Genomic DNA, 19,343 nt, shown 5'->3' with positions numbered 1-19,343 from the left:
CACGTTTTGAACCCATCCGGGCGATAAATCCGATGGCCGCTTTCTCGCAACCGAACCTAGCTGACATCGCCTGCCTCACTCGTCCTGCGTGTTGCCGAAATGCCATATCGTCGACCTCACATTCACGCGCGGGCCGCTTTGCGGGCCTGTAGCGCTTGGCAAGCAAAATACCCGACCGTTAAGAATGGTGGCAAAAATGAGGCCGAATCGGTCCGGACACAGCTCTAGTTCGGGAACCCCACATGCAATTGAAGTCACTTGCCATCGTCGCCGCCCTGGCGCTTACCACCGCACTCGCAGGTTGCTCGACCGATGGCGTGTCGCGCATGTTCTCCAATGATTACGGCGGCCGTGTCGATGCCGGCTACCAGCTGCCGACCATTCCGATCAACAAGGTCCCGCGTCAGTTCCATCGTCAGATCGTGCGCTACGACACCGATGAGAAGCCGGGCACCGTCGTCGTCGATACCGAGCAGAAGTTCCTCTATCTGGTCCAGCCTGACGGCAAGGCGATGCGCTACGGCATCGGCGTCGGTCGCGAGGGTTTCGAGTGGCAGGGTACGTCGCGCGTCGCGCTGAAGCGCGAATGGCCGGTCTGGACCCCACCGCCGGCAATGATGAAGCGCCAGCCGGAGCTGGTCAAATGGGCTGGCGGCATGCCCGGCGGCCCCAAGAACGCGCTCGGCGCCCGCGCCCTCTACCTCTACAACAAGGGCGGCGACACCGGCTATCGCCTGCATGGTACGCCCGAATGGTGGTCGATCGGCAAGGCCATGTCCTCGGGCTGCATCCGAATGATGAACCAGGACATCATCGACCTCTACGACCGCGTCGATGTCGGCGCCAAGGTCATCGTGAAATAACTGCGAACCGTCCAGGCAACACGGACGTCGCAAACGAAAAACCGGGCGCTTTGGCCCGGTTTTTTGTTTTTTGGATTGTGGTTCGCTCCGCCTCGGATGGCTGCGGAGCAGAGGGCGGGATCAGGAGACCTGTTCGACCTGCTGCACTTCAGGCACGAAGTGGCGCAGCAGGTTCTGGATGCCGTGCTTCAGCGTTGCCGTCGACGACGGACAGCCGGCGCAGGCGCCCTTCATGTGCAGGAACACGGTGCCGTTCTCGTAGCCGCGGAAGGTGATGTCGCCGCCGTCCTGGGCAACGGCAGGGCGCACGCGGGTGTCGAGCAGTTCCTTGATCGTCACCACGATCTCGGCATCGGCCTTGTCGAAGAATTCGTTCTCGTCGTCATGATGGCCGCCGCCGCCGGCGGCCTGGCCGGCCATGACCGACACGCCCGACATGAAGTGCTCCATGATCGAGCCGAGGATCGCCGGCTTCAGGTGCTGCCAGTCGGGGCCGTCCTTGGTCACGGTGATGAAGTCGTAGCCGAAGAACACGCCGGTGACGCCCGGGATGTCGAACAGCCGTCCGGCCAGCGGCGAGGCCGCGCGCGCGCTGTCGGCGTCGCGGAAATCGGCGGTGCCTTCCAAAAGCACTTCCTTGCCCGGCAGGAACTTCAGTGTGGCCGGATTGGGGGTCGCTTCGGTCTGGATGAACATGACATGTCTCCGTGGCCGCGCGGACGGGCCTTCAGTTTGGAATAATTCTAATTAGGCTCATGACGGCCGACATTCAAGCCGCTGGCGCGCCTCCGCGCCAATATGTTGCGCCCCACCTATTAGGCCAGGCTGGCGATGTCCTCGTCGGACAGGTTCTGGGGCACGACCGTGACCGGAATGGGGAAGGCGGCACTCTTGCCGGCGATCGACGAGACCAGCGGCCCCGGGCCTTCCTTGCCGGCGCCCGCGGCCAGCACCAGGATGGCGATGTCCTGGTCGTCTTCGATCAGCTTGTGGATCTCGTCCGCCGCGCGGCCTTCGCGGACCACGAGCTCCGGCTCGATGCCCAGCGTCTCGCGCACCTTGGCGGCCTGGGTGTCCAGCGCCCCATTGGCCGTGGCGGTTGCTTCTTCGCGCATGATCTTCTCGACGCCCAGCCAGTGCTGGAAGTCATCGGGCTCGATGACATAGAGCAGCACCAAAACACCGTTGGTCGACTGGGCCCGCTTGGAGGCATAGGCCACCGCACGCTCGCATTCGGGCGTTTCGTCGACGATCGCCAGGAATTTGCGCCGGTGTCCGGCTTCCTTGCTGAGGCGTTTGGAGACCATGTGCTACCTGTGCGTTTTGCCAGCAATCTGCCACCGGCGCCGTTCGCCCGCAAGCGGGACGGCGCCGGTGTCGTTGTGTCGTATCAGTCGCCGAGCAGGCCGATGATGTTGCGCACGCTCTTCATCGTGCCTTCGGCGATGGCGCGGGCCCTGTCGCCGCCGTCGCGCAGCACGCTGTCGATATAGGCCGGATCGGCCATCAGGCGGCGCATCTCGCCGGCGACCGGCGCCAGCTTGTCGACCGCCAGATCGGCGAGTGCCGGCTTGAACACCGAGAACTGCTGGCCGCCGAACTCCTTGAGCACCGCTTCCTTCGACATGTCGGCCAGGCCGGCATAGATGCCGACCAGGTTTTCCGCCTCGGGACGCTCCTTCAGCCCGTCGGTCTCGCTCGGCAGCGCTTCCGGATCGGTCTTCGCCTTCTTGATCTTCTTCGAGATCGTGTCGGCGTCGTCGGTGAGATTGATGCGCGACAGGTCGGACGGATCCGACTTCGACATCTTCTTCGAACCGTCGCGCAGGCTCATGATGCGTGCAGCCGGTCCACCGATGATTGGCTCGGTGATCGGGAAGAAGCCGTTGACCGTCTCTTCGCCCATCTGCATTTCCACGCCGATGCCGAGGTCGGCGATGCGGGCCGAGAAGTCGTTGTTGAACTTCTGGGCGATGTCGCGGGTGAGTTCGAGATGCTGCTTCTGGTCTTCGCCCACAGGCACGTGGGTGGCGCGGTAGAGCAGGATGTCGGCCGCCATCAGGCTCGGATAGGCAAGCAGGCCCAGCGAGGCGTTCTCGCGGTCCTTGCCGGCCTTGTCCTTGAACTGCGTCATGCGGTTCATCCAGCCGATGCGCGCCACGCAATTGAAGATCCAGGCAAGCTCGGCGTGCTGCAGCACACGGGCCTGGTTGAAGACGATGTGCTTCTTGGGGTCGATGCCGGCCGCCAGGAACGCCGCGGTGATCGAGCGCGTCTGGCCTTCGAGGTCGTCATGGACGAGCTGGGCAGTCAGCGAATGCAGGTCGACGACGCAATAGATGCAGTCGTTGGTGTCCTGCAGGGCGACGAACTTGCGGATGGCGCCGAGATAGTTGCCGAGATGGAGATTGCCGGTCGGCTGGACGCCGGAGAAGACGAGGGGCTTGAAGGCGGTCATGATGGATCCCGTGGCTTGTGGAGGGCCGTTTCGCGCGCGGCGAAATGCGAGACGCGCTTATGAACGATGGTCGGGAAACGATCAAGACTTTGCGGAGCTGGCCCCACTTTCGCGGCCGGGCTGCCCCAGTTGCCCAGGAGCTTCCGACTTGCGCCTGGCCGCCCGCTTGTCGGGCAGTCCGACCAGCGTGCGGAAAGGCGCAGGCAACATGTCCGCGAGGACGGCAAACATCAGCGACCAGAAGGTAGTGATGGCGACCACAAGGACGAACTCCAGCCACAGCGGCCGTTCCAGCGGCAGCACGTAGAACAGCGCCATCACCACGAAGGTCTGGTGGACGATGTAGAGCGGGAAGATCTTGGCGTTGAGCCAGCTGAGCGTCTTGCTCGGCCGATTGAGGTGTCTGGAAGCGAAGCCGACGCAGGCGAGGATCATGCACCAGGCCATGACGAAGGATAGCGTCTTGTAGAGTGCTTCGTTCATGCCGCCATGCGCGCCGCCGATGCCGTAGACCTCGCCGATCCAGGCGTAGCGGAAAAGCAGAGCCGTCAGCACGGCAACCATCGCCGCGCTCAACCAGCGCCGCGAAACGATGCCGCCGATGACCGCTTGATGATGCTTGGCGACGAGGAAACCGAGGCCGAACCAGCTCGCTTCGGCCGCGAACCAGGCGCCGTCATTGTAGAGCACGTTGGTCTGGCGCGGGAAGAATGGCGACAGCGCCAGATGCAGAACGAGCGGCAGCAGCACAAGCACATAAATCGCCGGCGAGCGCGCGACGCGCTCGAAGCCGGCCATGAACGGGCGCATCCGCTCAGACGTCACCAGCAGGAAGACAGGGTAGCAGATGAAGGTCATGACCAGCAGATAGGCCACGAACCACATATGCGCCCAGGAGAAGTTGCCGGTCGGGTAGCGTCCCTCGGTGAAGTAGTGCACCAGCCAGAATTCGAACAGCGAGCCCGAGAAGTCACCCTCGTAGATGCGCTCGTACCAGACCTGCGGCACGATGATCACGCACATGGCGAAGATCAGCGGCACGAACAGCCTGACGAAGCGGCCGCGCAGGAAGGCGAGCCCGCTTTCGGAGCGGAAGGCGAACCATGTGCCCATGCCCGAGACGAAAAACAGCAGCGCCAGCCGCCAGACCCGCGGAAACATCATCGCCAGCGACAGGCCGGCGCTACGTTCGGGGCTGCTGATCAGCCAGTCGAGGTCGGGAAAGAAGCCGACCGACGAATGATAGAGAATGAGCAGGGCAAATGCCGTGACGCGTAACCAGTCGACGTAGTGAAGTCTTGTGCTCTGCTGCATCGGGCTTGCGCCCCCGCCTTCCGGACTATGAGGTCATAGTCGAATATTTCGTCGGCCAAGTTGATGACCGGGAAATATTAAAAATTCCCCCTTCGCGCTGCAGCGCCTGGCCTACTCCGGTTCGACGACGGGCTCCGTTGGTGTCGCGCGGTTGCGCTTGATGTTGCGCCTGAGCATGCCGAAATCGGCGCCGCCGATGCCGAAGGCGAGTCCGAAATAGACGATCACCGCGCCGGCAATCAGCACCGCCAGTGCCGCCGCCTGGGTGTAGAAGGGTGCTGCAGATCCCAGCCACTGTTCGGCAAAACCCATCGCGTACCATAGGCCGGCTGCCATGATCGCCGAGGCGATGACGAGCCGTGGGGCGCGGCGGATAAGGCCGGCGTCGCGGTCCCAGTGGCCGCGCCAGATCAGTGTACCCAAAAGCATCGCCGCGTTGATCCAGCCGGCGATCGCGGACGCGGCCGCAATGCCGGGCGCGCCCATAGATGGGAACAGCGTCAGCGCCACCGAGATGTTCACCGCCACCGAGATCGCGGCGAAATACATCGGCGTGCGCGTGTCCTCGCGGGCGAAGAAGCCGGGCGTGAACGCCTTGATCAGCACGAAGGCGGGCAGGCCGAGACCGAAGATGGCGAGGATGGAGGCCACGACCGGCGTGCTGTTCGAGGCGGCGAAGGCGCCGCGCTCATAGAGCACACGTACGATCGGCTCGGACATCACAAGCAGTGCCGCCGTGGCCGGCAGCGTCAGGAACAGGGTGAACTCCACCGAGCGGTTCTGCAGGTTTGCCGCCTCGATCCGGTTGCCCGACTTCAGTGCCCGCGACAGTTCCGGCAAAAGCACGATGGCGACGGCCACGCCGACCACGCCGAGCGGCAGCTGGTAGATGCGGTCGGCCAGGTTAAGCGACGACACGGCGCTGTCCTGGCCCGAGGCGATGGCCGTACCGATCAGCGTGTTGATCTGGGTGATGCCGCCGGTGATCGCCGCGGGGAGGGCGAGCCACAACAGGCGCTTGACGTTGGGCGTCATCTTCGGTCGGCGGAAGCCGATCGAGATACCGGCGTGGCGCACCGCGATCCAGACGATGGCAAGCTGCACGATGCCGGCGGCCAGAACGCCCCAGGCAAGCGCGTAGCCGACCTTCAGCCCATCATGGCCGTTGTACCAGGCGTTGGCCAGAACCCCGACCAGGATGACGTTCAGGAACACCGGTGCTACGGCGGCGGCGAAGTAACGGCGCAGCGAGTTCAGCATGCCGGCCATCATCGCACCCAGTGACATGCAGATGAGGTAGGGGAACATGATGGTGGCGAGCGCCACCGTCAGATCGTATTTGTCGGGATCGGCGGCAAAGCCGGGCGCCACGATGAAGCGCACGATCAGCGGCATCGCCAGTTCCATGGCGATGGTCAGCACCAGAAGCACCGAAAACAGCACGCCGAACACTTCTTCCGAGAAGCGCTTGGCGCCGTCGACGCCGTTGGCCTCGATCTCCTTGGCAAACAGCGGCACGAAGGCTGCGTTGAACGCGCCCTCGGCAAACAACCGGCGGAAGGTGTTGGGAAACTGGAAGGCGGCGTAGAAGGCGTCGGCCACCGGTCCGGTGCCGAGTGCTGCAGCCATCAGCATCTCGCGGGCAAAGCCCAGCAGCCGGCTCATCAGCGTGCCCGAGGCGACCGTCGCGAATTTCTTGATCAATGACATGGGGGGCGACAATGCCTCGGCGATTGCGACGAGATGATGGTCCGGTTCACTCTGCTGCGGCCTTCGCCTTGCCGCGTTCGGCTGCGGGGCCGTCCAGCGTCGTGATCAGCCGGGCGCGGATGCTGTCGAGCCGCGTCGGGTTGTCGAGCTTCTGGCCGGTCAGGTCGGTTACGTAGAAGGTGTCGATGACCTTCTCGCCGAAAGTGGTGATGTGGGCCGAGGCGATGTCGAGCGACAGGTCAGACAGCGCGCCCGTGATCTCCGACAGCAGGCCCGGGCGGTCCAGCCCTTCCACCTCGACCACGGAGAAGCGGTTCGACAGCGTGTTGCGGATCTCGGCGCGCGGCTGGATGCGGAAGGTCTTCTGGCCGCGCTTGGGCTTGGCTCGCTTGGCGATCATCTCCGGTAGCCAGCTTTTGCCCGACAGCACGTCCTCGATCAGCCCGCCGACGCGTTCGGCCCGGCGGCGCTCGTCCTCATCGCGGTCGAATTCGCGTGAGATCAGGATGATGTCCAGCGCCCGCCCGTCCGAAGTGGTGAAGATCTGCGCGTCGACGATGTTGCCGCCGGCGGCCGCACAGGCGCCTGCGATAACCGAAAGCAAGCGCGGATGGTCCTGCGCCAGCACGGTGATCTCGGTCACCGCCTCGAATTCGCGCGTCCTGACCATGGTCGACAGATGCTTGCCGGCTTCGTCGGTGGCGCGGATGAATTCGGCGTGCCGCTTCTGGTCCTCGAGGTCGACGGTCAGCAAATAGTTGTCGTAGTGCAGCTTGACGTATTTCTTGCGCGCCCGTTCCGGCCAGGCCTCGAGTGCCGCGGCCAGCGTCTCGCGTGCTGCCGCCGTGCGCTCGGCCCGGGACACCTCGGAGAAGCCGCCGGTGAGCAGAAGTTCGGTCTCGTAATAGAGCGTGCGCAGCAGCTGGCCCTTCCAGCCGTTCCACACGCCGGGACCGACGCCCCTGATGTCGCACACCGTCAGGATCAAGAGCAGCTTCAGCCGCTCCACCGACTGCACCACATCAGCGAAGTCGTCGATGGTCTTGCGATCGTTGAGATCGCGCGTCTGCGCCGTCATCGACATGACCAGGTGGTTCTCCACCAGCCAGGCCACCGTCTCGGTGTCGGCAGGCGACAGCCCCATATGCGGACAGATGCGGCGGGCGATCTTGGCGCCGGCTTCCGAGTGGTCTTCCGGCCGGCCCTTGGCGATGTCGTGCAGCAGCACCGCGACATAGAGCACTTCGCGCTGCTTCTTCAGGCTGCCGATCAGCGAATGGCTGAGCGGATGGATCTTCTCGCCGTCGCCATGTTCGATCTCGGACAGCACGCCGATGCAGCGCAGCAAATGCTCGTCGACAGTGTAGTGGTGGTACATCGAGAACTGCATCATCGCGACGATCTTGCCGAAGTCGGGGATCAGCCGTCCGAGCAGCCCGGCCTCGTTCATGCGGCGCATGTTGAGCTCGGGGTTGCGGTCCGATGTCAGGATGTCGAGGAAATAGCGGTTGGCCTCCGCGTTGCGGCGCAGGCCCTTGTCCACCAGCCCGAGCGAGCGGGTGAGCAGCTTCAGCGCGTTGGGGTGCAGTTCCAGCCCGTGCCGGTCGGCGAACCAGAAGAAGCGCAGCATGTTGACCGGGTCGCGCTCGAACACCTTGTCGTCGGCGACGTTGATGCGCTGGTTGTCGATGATGAAGTCGCTGGTGCCGGCAAGCTTGCGCTTCCGCCTGGAAAAGCCCTGCAGCAGTCCGTGGAAGCCCGGCGCGTCCTTGGCCTGCTCTTCTTCGAGCGCAGCACAGAAGATGCGAGTCAGGTCACCCACTTCCTTGGCCACCAGGAAGTAGTCCTTCATGAAGCGCTCGACCGCCGAAAGCCCTGGCTGGGTGGTGTATCCCAGCCGCTGGGCGATCTCGCGCTGGATGTCGAAATGCAGCCGCTCTTCCGGCTTGCCGGTCAGGAAATGCATGTGGCAGCGCACCGCCCACAAGAAGTCCTCTGCCTCGACGAACTGGCCGTATTCGCCCCGGGTGAACACGCCCTTGTCGATCAGCTCGGCGCCGGTGCGCACCCGGTAGTAATATTTGGCGATCCAGAACAGCGTGTGCAGGTCGCGCAACCCGCCCTTGCCGTCCTTGATGTTGGGCTCGACCAGATAGCGGCTTTCGCCCGCCTTGGCGTGACGGGCGTCGCGCTCGGCAAGTTTGGCCTGCACATATTCGGGCCCGGTATCCTTCACCAGCTCCCTGTCGAAGCGCTCGATCAGCTCGTTGCAGAGCTTTTCCTCGCCCCAGACGAAGCGCGCCTCGAGGATCGCTGTGCGGATGGTGATGTCGCTGCGCGACAGCCTGATGCACTCGTCGATGTTGCGGGTGGCGTGGCCGACCTTCAGTCCCATGTCCCACAGCATGTAGAGCATGTATTCGACGATCTGCTCGCCCCACGGCGTCTGCTTGTAGGGCAGCAGGAACAACAGGTCGATGTCCGAGCCCGGCGCCAGCGTGCCGCGGCCGTAGCCGCCGACGGCAACCACCGCCATGCGCTCGGCCTGCGACGGGTTCTTGGCGCGGTAGACGTGGGTGACGGCGAAGTCGTAGAGGACGCGGATGACCTCGTCCATCAGGTGCGAGATGCGGATGGCGCAGGCGGTGCCGCCTTCGTCCTCCATCAGCATGTTCTCGGCGATCTTCTTGCCGACGGCGATGCGTTCTTTGAACATCGCCAGCGCCGTTGCCCTGATCCCAGGATCGGCGCCGTTGCCGTCCTCGCCGGTCAGCGCGCTCAGGTCGCGGCGCAAGCCGTCCGCGTCGATCAGAAGCTCCAGGTTGAGCGGGATGTTCGTCATGTGCCTCGGCTGGCCTTGCCCTTGAGGCCGCGTCTATAGCGCGATTTTTCCGCCATGGGTATGGCCGGCTGACGTTGCCGGTTTAGCTGCGCCAGGGCGGCTCTCCCACACAACCTTGCCGCGGGGCAGGGTGTTGACCTTCCACGTACTGGAACCTCTAGATTCGCATGACGAGGAATGCGGAATCCCAGACATGAACGACAAGCACGACCACCACGATCATAGTCACCACGGCCACGGTCATCACGCGGCCAAGGCTCCGACCGGCGACGAAGCCGTGCTGCGCGACCCCGTCTGCGGCATGACCGTCGATCCGGTGGCCGGCAAGCCGTCGCTCGAACATGGCGGCCATCGCTATCATTTTTGCAGCGCCTCGTGCCGTGACAAGTTCCAGGCGGCACCGGACACGTATGTGAGCGCCAAGGATCCGGTCTGCGGCATGGATGTCGCCCGCGACACGGCCAGGCATTTCCTCAAGCATGAAGGTGCGGGCTACTATTTCTGCTCGTCAACCTGCGAAGGCAAGTTCACCGCCGAACCGGCCAAGTATCTCTCCGGCAAGCCGGCCGCAGCGCCTGCGCCCAAGGGCACGCAATACACCTGCCCGATGCATCCCGAAATCATCAGGGACAAGCCCGGCTCCTGCCCGAAATGCGGCATGGCGCTCGAACCGATGATGCCCGGCACTGATGACGGCCCCAACCCTGAATTGGTCGACTTCACCCGCCGCTTCCTGGTCAGCGCGGTGCTGTCCATTCCGCTGCTCATCATCGCCATGGGCCCGATGGTCGGCCTGCCGGTGCGCGACTGGATCGGCGAGCCGCTGGCTTCCTGGCTTGAGCTCGCGCTGGCAACGCCCGTGGTGCTCTGGGCGGCACTGCCCTTCTTCCATCGTGGCCTGGATTCGTTCCGCAACTGCAGCCCCAACATGTGGACGCTGATCTCGCTCGGTGTTGGTGCCGCCTATCTCTATTCGGTCGTCGCCACATTGTTTCCCGACCTGTTCCCGCACCAGTTCCGCGGCCATGGCGGCTCCGTGCCAGTCTATTTCGAGGCGGCCAGCGTCATCGTCGCCCTTGTCTTCCTCGGCCAGGTGCTGGAACTTCGGGCGCGTGAGCGCACCGGCTCGGCCATCCGCGCCCTGCTCGACCTCGCGCCAAAGACCGCCCGCCGCATCGCTGACGACGGCTCGGAAGGCGAAGTGCCGCTCGACGAGGTGGTCGGCGGCGACCGCCTGCGCATCCGCCCGGGCGACAGCGTTCCGGTCGACGGCATCGTCCTGGAGGGCCGTTCCTCGGTCGATGAATCAATGATAACCGGCGAGCCGGTTCCGGTCGAAAAGACAGAAGGCGACAAGCTCACCGGCGGCACGCTGAACAAGAACGGTTCGCTCATCATGCGCGCCGAGAAGGTCGGCAGCGAGACGATGCTGTCGCAGATCGTCGACATGGTCGCCAAGGCCCAGCGCAGCCGCGCCCCCATCCAGGGGCTGGCCGACCGCGTGTCGTTCTACTTCGTCCCCGCCGTCGTGGTGATCGCCATCGCCGCCTTCATCGTCTGGGCGATCTTCGGCCCCGAGCCGAGCATGGTCTTTGCCACCGTCTCGGCGGTGTCGGTGCTGATCATCGCCTGTCCTTGTGCGCTTGGCCTCGCCACGCCGATGTCGGTGATGACCGCCACAGGCCGCGGCGCCCAGGCCGGCGTGCTCATCAAGGACGCCGAGGCGCTGGAGCGTTTCGCCCGCGTCGGCACGCTGATCGTCGACAAGACCGGCACGCTGACCGAGGGCCGCCCGAAGCTCACCGACATCGTCACCGCTGAAGGCATCGCGGAGACGGAGCTGCTGTCGCTTGCCGCCGGCCTCGAAAAGGGCTCCGAGCATCCGCTGGCCGAGGCCATCGTCGAAGGCGCGGCCGAGCGCGGCGTGACCGCGCCTGACGTCCACCACTTCGAATCCGTCACCGGCAAGGGTGTCGTCGGCGCCGTCGCCGATCGCAAGGTGGCGCTTGGCAACGCGGCGCTGATGGCCGACCTCGGCATTAACTTCGGCGATCTCGCCGCCCGTGCGGATGCGCTGCGCGGCGAGGGCAAGACGGCGATGTTCGTCGCTCTCGACGGCAAGCCGGCCGGCCTTGTCGCCGTCGCCGATCCGATCAAGGCCTCGGCCACCGCCGCCATCCGCGAGCTCCACAGCCTTGGTCTGAGGATCATCATGGCGACCGGCGACAACGCCCGCACCGCCAAGGCCGTCGCCGAAAAGCTCGGCATCGACGAGGTCCGCGCCGACATGCTGCCCGAAAGCAAGAAGGCGCTGGTCGACGAGCTCTGCGCCAAAGGGCAGGGCGTCGCCATGGCCGGCGACGGCGTCAACGACGCGCCCGCCCTTGCCGCAGCCGACGTCGGCATCGCCATGGGCACCGGCGCCGACGTCGCCATGGAAAGTGCCGGCATAACGCTGGTCAAGGGCGACCTCGGCGGCATCGTCCGCGCCCGCAAACTTGCCCAGGGCACCATCCGCAACATCAAGGAGAACTTGTTCTTCGCCTTCGTCTACAATGTTTTGGGTGTTCCCGTCGCCGCTGGCGTCCTATATCCGGTCCTCGGCACGCTTCTGTCGCCGATGATTGCCGCCGCCGCGATGAGCCTTTCGTCGGTGTCGGTCATTGCCAACGCGCTGCGGCTCAGGGCGATCAAGCTCTGAGCCAGGCGGGGTTCCGGAGCCGCAATCGGCGGCTCCAAGGGCCTTGTCCGGCGACCAGATTGTAGAAGGACTACCGATGAACCTGATGAAGAAGATCGTTCTGGCCCTGATGGCCGCGGGCATGCTCGTTGCCGTCATGCTCGAGACAGCACCGGCCCAGACCGGCAATATCGGCCAGCCGGCCGTCCAGGATCAGGCACAGTCCGCGGCCTGATCCGCGGACTGTCAGTTCGGCCGGGCAGGGAGCAACGCGGCTGCCCAGCTGCTTAGAGGCGGCGACGGTCAGAACTGGCTCGTCAGCCCCACTGTTACGGTGCGTCCACGTCCGGTCTTCTCGCCCATCTCGCCCGAAACCGCCGGGCTGTAGGCCACGTTGGTCAGGTTCTCGATGTTCATGAACGCCGTGGCGTTCTTGTTGAACTTGTACGAGGCATAGGCGTTGAACAGCGTGTAGGCTTCCTTCCTTTCCGTATCTCCGAAGCCGACTGCATAGCGACTGCCGCCGACGTGGTTCATGGTCGCGCCGACGGTCAATGCTTCCTCGAATGCCCGGATGCCGACATCGACCGAGATGTTGCTTTCCGGCAGGAAGGTCGAGTCGCCGTTGCCTATGCCCGCGCCCCAGCCGACAGGCTGGGTGTTGCGTGCCCGCGTGTAGGAAAGGTTGACGTAGGCATAGCCGGTGTCATAGCCGCCCTCGACCTCGAAGCCCTGTGACGTCGTGGTTCCCGGAACATTGACCCAGATCGCCCGCTCGTAGGGATCTCCAGGAATGCTGATCAGGTTGTTGACGATGTAGTTGTCGATGTCGCTTCGGAAGTAGTTGGCCTTCAGGCGCAGTTCGTCGCCGCCGAACAGCACGTTGTCCTTGATGATGTTGGCGCCGACCTCCCAGCCTTTCGAGGTCTCTGGATTGAGGTAGAAGTTGGAATATTGGCCGCCGCCGACGCCCGAGCCGATGGGAACCAGAGCCCACAACGCTTCGCGCGCCGATGGCGGCCTGAAGCTGTGCGAGTAGGTCACATAGGGCTGCAGCCAGTCGAGCGGCTTTGCCGACAGTGTGATCTTGGGGTTGAGCGCGGCCTCATGCCGGGAGACGTCGACATTGCCGCCTGTCGGCGGGCAGAAGCCGACATTCGGCAGGCACGGGCTCTGCCGTCCGCTCAGGCCCCAGTAATCGTAGTTGAGGCCGGCATTCAGTTCGAAGATGCCCTGCGACAGCGTCAGGTCGGAGAAAACGCGCGCCTTCTGCATGTGTCCGGGCGGATTGGCGCCGCGGAACTGGTTGACCTTGTAGTCGTTCGACGAATAGGCCGCGCCATAGTCCCAGCTGGCGCTCAGCTCCTCGGTCACGTCGAACCGGCTGGTGTTGACGATGTCGAAGCCGTAGCCGAAGTCGCGCGTGTTGCGCCTGCGGTACGATCCGCCCGTCGTCGGATCGTAGGACATGTCGGTGCGGTTGTAGTAGCCGTTGATCCTGAGGTCGATCCAGTCGCTGCCGGGCTGATATTTGTAGTTGGCCGTGTAGGTCGCGTTGTCGACGCCCCAGTCGTAGCCTGACACCAGGAAGTCGTTCTTGTACCAGCGTGCGCCGAGCTTCAGGTCGTGCACGTCGTCGGGCTGGAAATGCAGCTTCACCAGCCCGGATCCCGGTTTGTTGCCGGCGTCGGGCGTGTTGTAGGTGCCGTCGCCGCGCTTGTAGTTGGCGTGGTCGCTGTAGCTGAAGGCGCCCATGATCGACGCCTGTCCGCCGCCGGACAGATCGGTCCGCACCCCGGCTGCGGCCATTCCGGAAAAGCCGTAGCCATTGCCGCCGGCCTTGACGATCGTCTTGACGCCCCGATCCTGTCCTTCGAGCACGACGTCGTCGAAGTCGATGGTGCGGAAATTGACGGCACCTGCCAGCGAACCCATGCCATAGGCGCCGTTGACCGCGCCGCGTTCGGCGCCGATGCCCGCCAGGAGATTGGTGTCGATGTAGAGCAGCTCGCCACCCGTGGAGGCGTGGCCCGCCGCATTCCTGAATGTCTGCGGTACGCCGTCGATCATGGTGTTGACGCGGCCGTCGGCCTCGAAGCCTCTGATATTCACCGACACGCCCGGCTGGCTCGACGACATGCGCGTGAACGTGCCCGGCATGCTGCGCACGATGGCATTGGCGTCGCCGCCAAATTTCTCCTGGACGATCTTGCCGTCGATAACGCTGACGCCGCCGGGTGTCTGATAGGGAGCATTCGGATCGCTGCCGGCACTGATCGTGATCGGTGGAAGCAACGTCGGTGTGCCGGCCGCCGCTGCCTTCTTGTCGGCCTTGACCGGCTCGGGCGGCGGCTTCGGGCTGTTGGAGGATTGAGCGTGGGCCACGTTAAGGGCCATGGTGCTGCAGACGGCGGCCAGCGCGAAGGTGCTGCAGCGGATGATACGATAGGTGTTCACTGTGTTCCTCAAAATGTAGGAATCAGTGGCTTGCTGTGAAGAGTGGACTGCTAGCTTCTGATGCGCGTCTTCGTGCGGGAAGACTTGGTTCCTGGTCTATGGTGATGTGCCAAAGCCTTCGGTTCGCCATTCAAGACAATGGGAACAACGGCTTCGGCGCAGGTGGCCGGCCTCTCGTCCAGGTCCCCGAGAGAAGACATCGATACATCGGTATGTTGTTTGGCCACCCCACTGGCCGGTCGACGGCCATGCGCACGAATTACATTAACTTGATATTTTGAGTCAAGTTTTAAGGTGAACGTTTCGACTGTCGCTCCACATGCGCTTCACGCATCTGTTCGGATCGCGTGGCAGAGGATGGAAAACACTTCCATCGCCAAGGCGGTAGCCAACAACAGATGGTGCGGTAAGCTGGTGCAAACCGCTGAGGAGACCGCCATGTCCGCGACCACAACACTGCCTTCGGGCGAAGCCGTTCCGGTGCTCGGCCAGGGCACCTGGATGATGGGCGAGAGCCGCAACAGCATGTCCGACGAGGTGGCGGCATTGCGGCTTGGCCTCGACCTCGGCGTCAGCCTGATTGACACCGCCGAGATGTACGCCGATGGCGGCTCCGAAGAGGTTGTCGCCGAGGCGATCTCGGGCCGCCGCGACGAAGTCTTCCTGGTCTCGAAGGTTCTGCCCTCCAATGCCTCCCGCAATGGGGTGCTGCGTGCCTGCGAGGCGAGCCTGAAGCGCCTGCGCACCGATCGCCTCGACCTCTACCTGCTGCACTGGCGCGGCGGCGTGCCGCTGGCCGAAACCGTCGATGCCTTCGAGCAGCTGGCGCGCGACGGCAAGATCCGCCACTGGGGCGTCAGCAACTTCGATGCCGACGACATGGACGAGCTCGCCGGCTTGCCCTCAGGTGGCGCCTGCCAGGCCAACCAGGTGCTCTACAACCTGACGCGCCGCGGCATCGAGTTCGACCTCCTGCCGCAGTGTCGCGATCTCGGCATGCCGGTCATGGCCTATTCGCCTGTCGAGCAGGGCGCCTTGACGCACAATCCGCGCCTGCAGGCCATCGCCGGCCGCTACGGCGTCACCGCAGCGCAGGTGGCGCTCGCCTGGGTCATGGCGCAACCCGGTGTCATCGCCATCCCCAAGGCCACGCGCCTGGAGCACGTCCGCCAGAACGCCGCCGCTCGCGACATCCGCCTCACGTCGGAAGACCTAGCCGAACTCGACCGGCTGTTCCCGCCGCCGGCACGCAAGCGCCCGCTGGAGATGATCTGACCAAATGACCTGACCGGACGATCCAGCCCGCTCAGTTCGCCTTGACGGTACAGATGCCGTTGGCGCCGCCCTTGCCCGTGTAGGAAACGCTGGCCGATCCGTCGGGATTGATGCTGAGCGAGATAGTCACCTCGTGCCCTTTGGCCTCGAAGTAGTTGTCGTTGAACTTCTTCAGCTTGGCTTCCTTGCCGTTGATGTAGACGGGCCCACCTTCGTCGGCATGGACCTCGATCTTGCCGGGGCAGGTGGCATTGACCAGCGGGATCGACGCGCTCGCCTGGCTGGCGATCGTCATGGCTGCTGCGACAAGCAAGGAACCGGCGATCAGCTTGTTCATGTCGGCGTCCCCATCTCTGTTGGTGCCGGCCACTGTCGCGCTGCCCGCTGCGCTCCGCAAGTGCCGTCAGCTTGCCAGCGCCAGGCTTTCCTCCTTGGCGGGCCCGAAGTCACGCCTGGCGATCCCGACATAATGTTCGCCGAAGGGCCTGGGTATGGCGATGCCAAAACCCTGGGCGTAGTCGACGCCGATCTCGCGCAGGGTCGCTGCGATGTCGTCATTCTCGACGAATTCGGCGATGGTGCGCTTGGCGGTGACCTCGCCGATATGGTGGATCATCTCCACCATGGCGCGGTCGATGCGGTCGACGAGCATGTCCTTGACGAAGCCGCCGTCGATCTTGAGGTAGTCCACCGGCAGCGCCTTGAGGTAGCTGAACGACGACATGCCCGAGCCGAAATCGTCGAGCGAGAAGCGGCATCCATGCGCCTGCAGCGCCTTGATGAAGCGCGCGGCGCTGTCGAGGTCGGCGATGGCGCTCGTCTCGGTGATCTCGAAGCAGATCATCGTCGGCGGCACGCCGGTGCGGGCGAAGTGCTCCAGAACATAGCCGACAAAAGTTTCGTCGCCGAAGCTCGCGCCTGACAGATTGATAGCGCAGGTGGCGATAGTATCAGATGCGCCGCCCCTGGCCTGCGCTGCCAGCGTGTCCAGCGCCGAGCGCACCACCCAGCGGTCGATCAGCGGCATCAGCCCGTAGCGCTCGGCGGCCGGGATGAAGGCGCCCGGCGGCACCATGTTGCCTTCGTGATCGACCAGCCGCACCAGAAGCTCGACATGCGCGCCTGTCTCGGTGTCCGGCGCCAGCGGCACGATCTCCTGGGCAAACAGGCGGAAGCGGTTCTGCTCGAGCGCCTCGCGCAGCCGCTGCACCCAGGCCATCTCGCCCAGCCGCTGCGCCAGCGCGCGATCGCCGACCTGCTGGAACTGCACCCGGTTGCGCCCGGCGTCCTTGGCCATGTAGCAGGCCACGTCGACGCTGCGCAGGATTTCCTCCAGCGACATGGTCGCGTCCGACAGCCCGACCACGCCGATGCTGGCGCTGGTCTTGAAGCTGCGGCCGTCCCACGAGAAATGCAGGTCCTCGACCGCCTGGCGCAGCTTCTCGGCCGTCTGCGCCGCAAGCTCCGTCGGGCAGTTCTCCATGATGATGCCGAACTCGTCGCCGCCAAGCCGGGCCAGAAGGTCGCCATGGCGCAGCAATTGCCCGGCCACCGCCCCGATCTTGCGCAGCAGCTCGTCGCCCGCCGCATGGCCGCAGGTGTCGTTGACGACCTTGAACTGGTCGAGGTCGATATACATCAACGCATGCACTGCCGGTCGCCGTGAAAGCCCGGCCAGCGTCGCCCGCAGCCGTGCCTCGAATTCGCGCCGGTTGGCGAGCCCGGTCAGTGCGTCATGCGTCGCCTGCCATGAGAGCTGCGCCAGGAATTCCTGTTCTTTGGTGCGGTCGTGGAACACCAGCACCGAGCCCGCGATCTTCTGTTCGATGATCAGCGGTGCTGCCACCAGCGACACCGCCACCGTCGACAGGTCCGGCCGCACCAGCTGCTGCTGCACGCCGCTGCCGTCGAAGGGCTCGCCCGCCAGCACCTTCTCGATCAGGCCCTTTTCCTCTTCGCCTGTCTCTTCGCTGAGCAGCCGGAACAGCCGGTTGAGATGCTTGCCCTTGACCTCGGTGCTTTGCCAGTCGAGCAGCACCTCAGCCGCCGTGTTCATGTAGTCGAGCCGCCCATCGGCATCGGTCGCCACCACCGCTTGGCCGATCGAGCCCAGCGTGATCTGCGCCCGCTCGCGCTCGGCGTTCAGCGCCGTCTCGAAAGCTTCGCGCTGTTCGAGCAGCTTGCCCGTGCGCCGCATGGCGAGAAGGATCAGAAGGCCAGCAGTGATGACATTGACGCCGAGCAGAAGGTTGGAGATGGCGCGCGAGCCGCGCCCGAGCGATTCCGAGAACGCGTCCGCCAGCGGCGCGGTCGTCTCGTAGAGGTGGTTGATTTCGGCCTTCCACCTGGCCAGCTCGCCCGGCTGCGGCGGGCCCTCCGCCATCCGGCTGTCAATGCGCTCGCCGAGTGCGGCGATCTCCAGGATCTTAGGGTCGGCATCGACCCAGCGATGCACCGAATTGGCGAGATAGCTTATGTCCCTGAAGTAGCGGAACAGCCAGATCAGGCCGGGAATGTCGTCGGGATGGTTGCCGCCGCGCAGGAAGCCGTCATAGGCGGCGCGATAATCCGGCACCGGCTGTTCCATGGCCAGGCGCGCGTCGCGGTCAGCCAGCGGCACGGCGATGGCGCGGCGGAAGTGCTGGAGATTGGCGTTCTCGCCCGTCTCGGCATAGAGCGTCAGATAGTGGATCGCGTCGCGCTGGCCCTTGGACCAGGCGTTCTCACCCGCCACATAGGCCCGGACGGCCGAAAGCGTGTAGAGGCTTGCGCCGGCAATGATCGTCTGGATGCTTACCACGATCAGAAAGGGCCAAAGCAGCCCGAAAAGCCTGAACCTGGATCGTGTGTCGGTCTGCTTCGTCACATGCACGGCGAAACGAACTCGCCCCCCGGCTATCGTTTCCGCACTTCTGCGGTTCGGCAATTGCTACATCAGCGGGCTTTAAAATTCCCTTCACGGGAAGCTTGGAATTCAGGATGTCATGATGACGCAGCGTAAGGCGCGCTGTTGGCACCCGCTGCCCTATGCGGCGCAGCGACCGCGAATATATCTTCGTCCGGATTCGCCAGCGGAGGACAACATGCGCATCGTCGGTTTCATGCCCATGGGAATTTCAGGCTGATGGCGCCGGTTTATGTCGACCCGGCCAAGGTCCGCGAGTTCCGCGACCGCCAGGCTTTCTACGACTGGCTCGGCGCCAATCACGACAAGGCAGACGAGGTCTGGATCAAAATCCACAAGGTTGCTTCCGGCCTGCCCTCGATCACGCCCAAGGAGGCCATCGACGCCGTCCTTTGCTGGGGCTGGATCGACGGCATCCGCAAGGGCCTCGACGACAGGAGTTTCCTGCAGCGCTACTCGCCGCGCGGCAGGAAGGCCGTCTGGAGCCAGATCAACGTCGACAATGTCGCCCGCCTGATCGCGGAGGGCCGCATGACCGAGCACGGCCTGGTGCAGGTAGAAGCGGCCAAGGCCGACGGCCGCTGGGACCGCGCCTATGGTTCGGGCAAGGGCATGAAGATCCCCGACGACCTCCAGGCTGCCATCGATGCCGTGCCCGAGGCCAAGGCGATGCTCGGCAAGCTCAGCGAGCAGAACCGCTTCGCGCTCGCCTTCCGCACCCACAACATGAAGACCGAGGCCGGCCGCAAGAAGAAGATCGAAATCTTCGTCGACATGCTCAAGCGCGGCGAGACCATCTATCCGCAGAAGATGAAGTAGCGAGACCGCCAGCCGGCGCT

The 19,343-nt window shown here is 64.5% G+C and carries 14 protein-coding genes; 5 read left to right on the top strand and 9 right to left on the bottom strand.

What is annotated here, in order from left to right; translation table 11 throughout:
• Positions 1-242: 242 nt before the first annotated feature.
• Entirely contained in the window at positions 243-863 is a 621-nt protein-coding gene (locus NDO48_RS21545; protein ID WP_018425628.1) for a L,D-transpeptidase, read from the top strand.
• A gap of 120 nt (positions 864-983) precedes the next feature.
• Here NDO48_RS21545 and NDO48_RS21540 read toward each other — a convergent pair whose 3' ends face one another.
• The 6 genes from NDO48_RS21540 to NDO48_RS21515 form a co-directional block, all read right to left on the bottom strand.
• A complete protein-coding gene (locus NDO48_RS21540; RefSeq protein WP_018425629.1) occupies positions 984-1,559 on the bottom strand; it encodes a NifU family protein in 576 nt (191 codons plus the stop codon).
• A 119-nt stretch (positions 1,560-1,678) separates the two neighbouring features.
• Positions 1,679-2,170 carry a universal stress protein gene (locus NDO48_RS21535; protein ID WP_018425630.1) on the bottom strand — a complete coding sequence of 164 codons (492 nt, stop codon included), beginning with the start codon at positions 2,168-2,170 and terminating at the stop codon, positions 1,679-1,681.
• An 83-nt stretch (positions 2,171-2,253) separates the two neighbouring features.
• Positions 2,254-3,321, bottom strand: coding sequence for a tryptophan--tRNA ligase (trpS, locus tag NDO48_RS21530; RefSeq protein WP_018425631.1), 1,068 nt, complete (start codon positions 3,319-3,321; stop codon positions 2,254-2,256).
• Between the two features lie 81 nt (positions 3,322-3,402).
• A complete protein-coding gene (locus NDO48_RS21525) occupies positions 3,403-4,635 on the bottom strand; it encodes an acyltransferase family protein (protein WP_018425632.1) in 1,233 nt (410 codons plus the stop codon).
• A gap of 111 nt (positions 4,636-4,746) precedes the next feature.
• The gene (gene murJ, locus NDO48_RS21520; RefSeq protein WP_267322312.1) at positions 4,747-6,345 is read right to left on the bottom strand and encodes a murein biosynthesis integral membrane protein MurJ; all 1,599 of its coding nucleotides are present in this window, start codon (positions 6,343-6,345) and stop codon (positions 4,747-4,749) included.
• 46 nt (positions 6,346-6,391) lie between these two features.
• Positions 6,392-9,187: a [protein-PII] uridylyltransferase gene (locus NDO48_RS21515; RefSeq protein ID WP_018425634.1), complete on the bottom strand. Its 2,796-nt coding sequence runs from the start codon at positions 9,185-9,187 to the stop codon at positions 6,392-6,394.
• A gap of 193 nt (positions 9,188-9,380) precedes the next feature.
• On the opposite strand from NDO48_RS21515, the gene NDO48_RS21510 reads away from it, so the two are divergent.
• Positions 9,381-11,888 carry a heavy metal translocating P-type ATPase gene (locus NDO48_RS21510; RefSeq protein ID WP_018425635.1) on the top strand — a complete coding sequence of 836 codons (2,508 nt, stop codon included), beginning with the start codon at positions 9,381-9,383 and terminating at the stop codon, positions 11,886-11,888.
• Between the two features lie 76 nt (positions 11,889-11,964).
• The gene (locus tag NDO48_RS21505) at positions 11,965-12,102 is read left to right on the top strand and encodes a hypothetical protein (RefSeq protein ID WP_267322311.1); all 138 of its coding nucleotides are present in this window, start codon (positions 11,965-11,967) and stop codon (positions 12,100-12,102) included.
• A 68-nt stretch (positions 12,103-12,170) separates the two neighbouring features.
• Here NDO48_RS21505 and NDO48_RS21500 read toward each other — a convergent pair whose 3' ends face one another.
• Positions 12,171-14,324: a TonB-dependent receptor domain-containing protein gene (locus tag NDO48_RS21500; RefSeq protein ID WP_018425637.1), complete on the bottom strand. Its 2,154-nt coding sequence runs from the start codon at positions 14,322-14,324 to the stop codon at positions 12,171-12,173.
• Positions 14,325-14,762: 438 nt separating this feature from the next.
• Here NDO48_RS21500 and NDO48_RS21495 point away from each other — a divergent pair, with 438 nt between their 5' ends.
• Positions 14,763-15,599, top strand: coding sequence for an aldo/keto reductase (locus NDO48_RS21495; protein WP_026226732.1), 837 nt, complete (start codon positions 14,763-14,765; stop codon positions 15,597-15,599).
• Between the two features lie 31 nt (positions 15,600-15,630).
• On the opposite strand, the gene NDO48_RS21490 is transcribed toward NDO48_RS21495, so the two are convergent.
• Positions 15,631-15,936, bottom strand: coding sequence for a hypothetical protein (locus NDO48_RS21490; RefSeq protein ID WP_018425639.1), 306 nt, complete (start codon positions 15,934-15,936; stop codon positions 15,631-15,633).
• A 66-nt stretch (positions 15,937-16,002) separates the two neighbouring features.
• On the bottom strand, positions 16,003-18,471 hold the full coding sequence (locus NDO48_RS21485; protein ID WP_018425640.1) for an EAL domain-containing protein: 2,469 nt from the start codon (positions 18,469-18,471) through the stop codon (positions 16,003-16,005).
• 252 nt (positions 18,472-18,723) lie between these two features.
• Between NDO48_RS21485 and NDO48_RS21480 the strand changes: the two genes are divergently transcribed.
• On the top strand, positions 18,724-19,323 hold the full coding sequence (locus tag NDO48_RS21480) for a YdeI/OmpD-associated family protein (protein ID WP_018425642.1): 600 nt from the start codon (positions 18,724-18,726) through the stop codon (positions 19,321-19,323).
• Positions 19,324-19,343 lie beyond the last annotated feature (20 nt).

The organism is Aminobacter sp. MET-1, assembly GCF_026521175.1.
Classification (GTDB): Bacteria; Pseudomonadota; Alphaproteobacteria; order Rhizobiales; family Rhizobiaceae; genus Aminobacter.
This window is presented reverse-complemented; position numbering and strand designations above follow the sequence as displayed.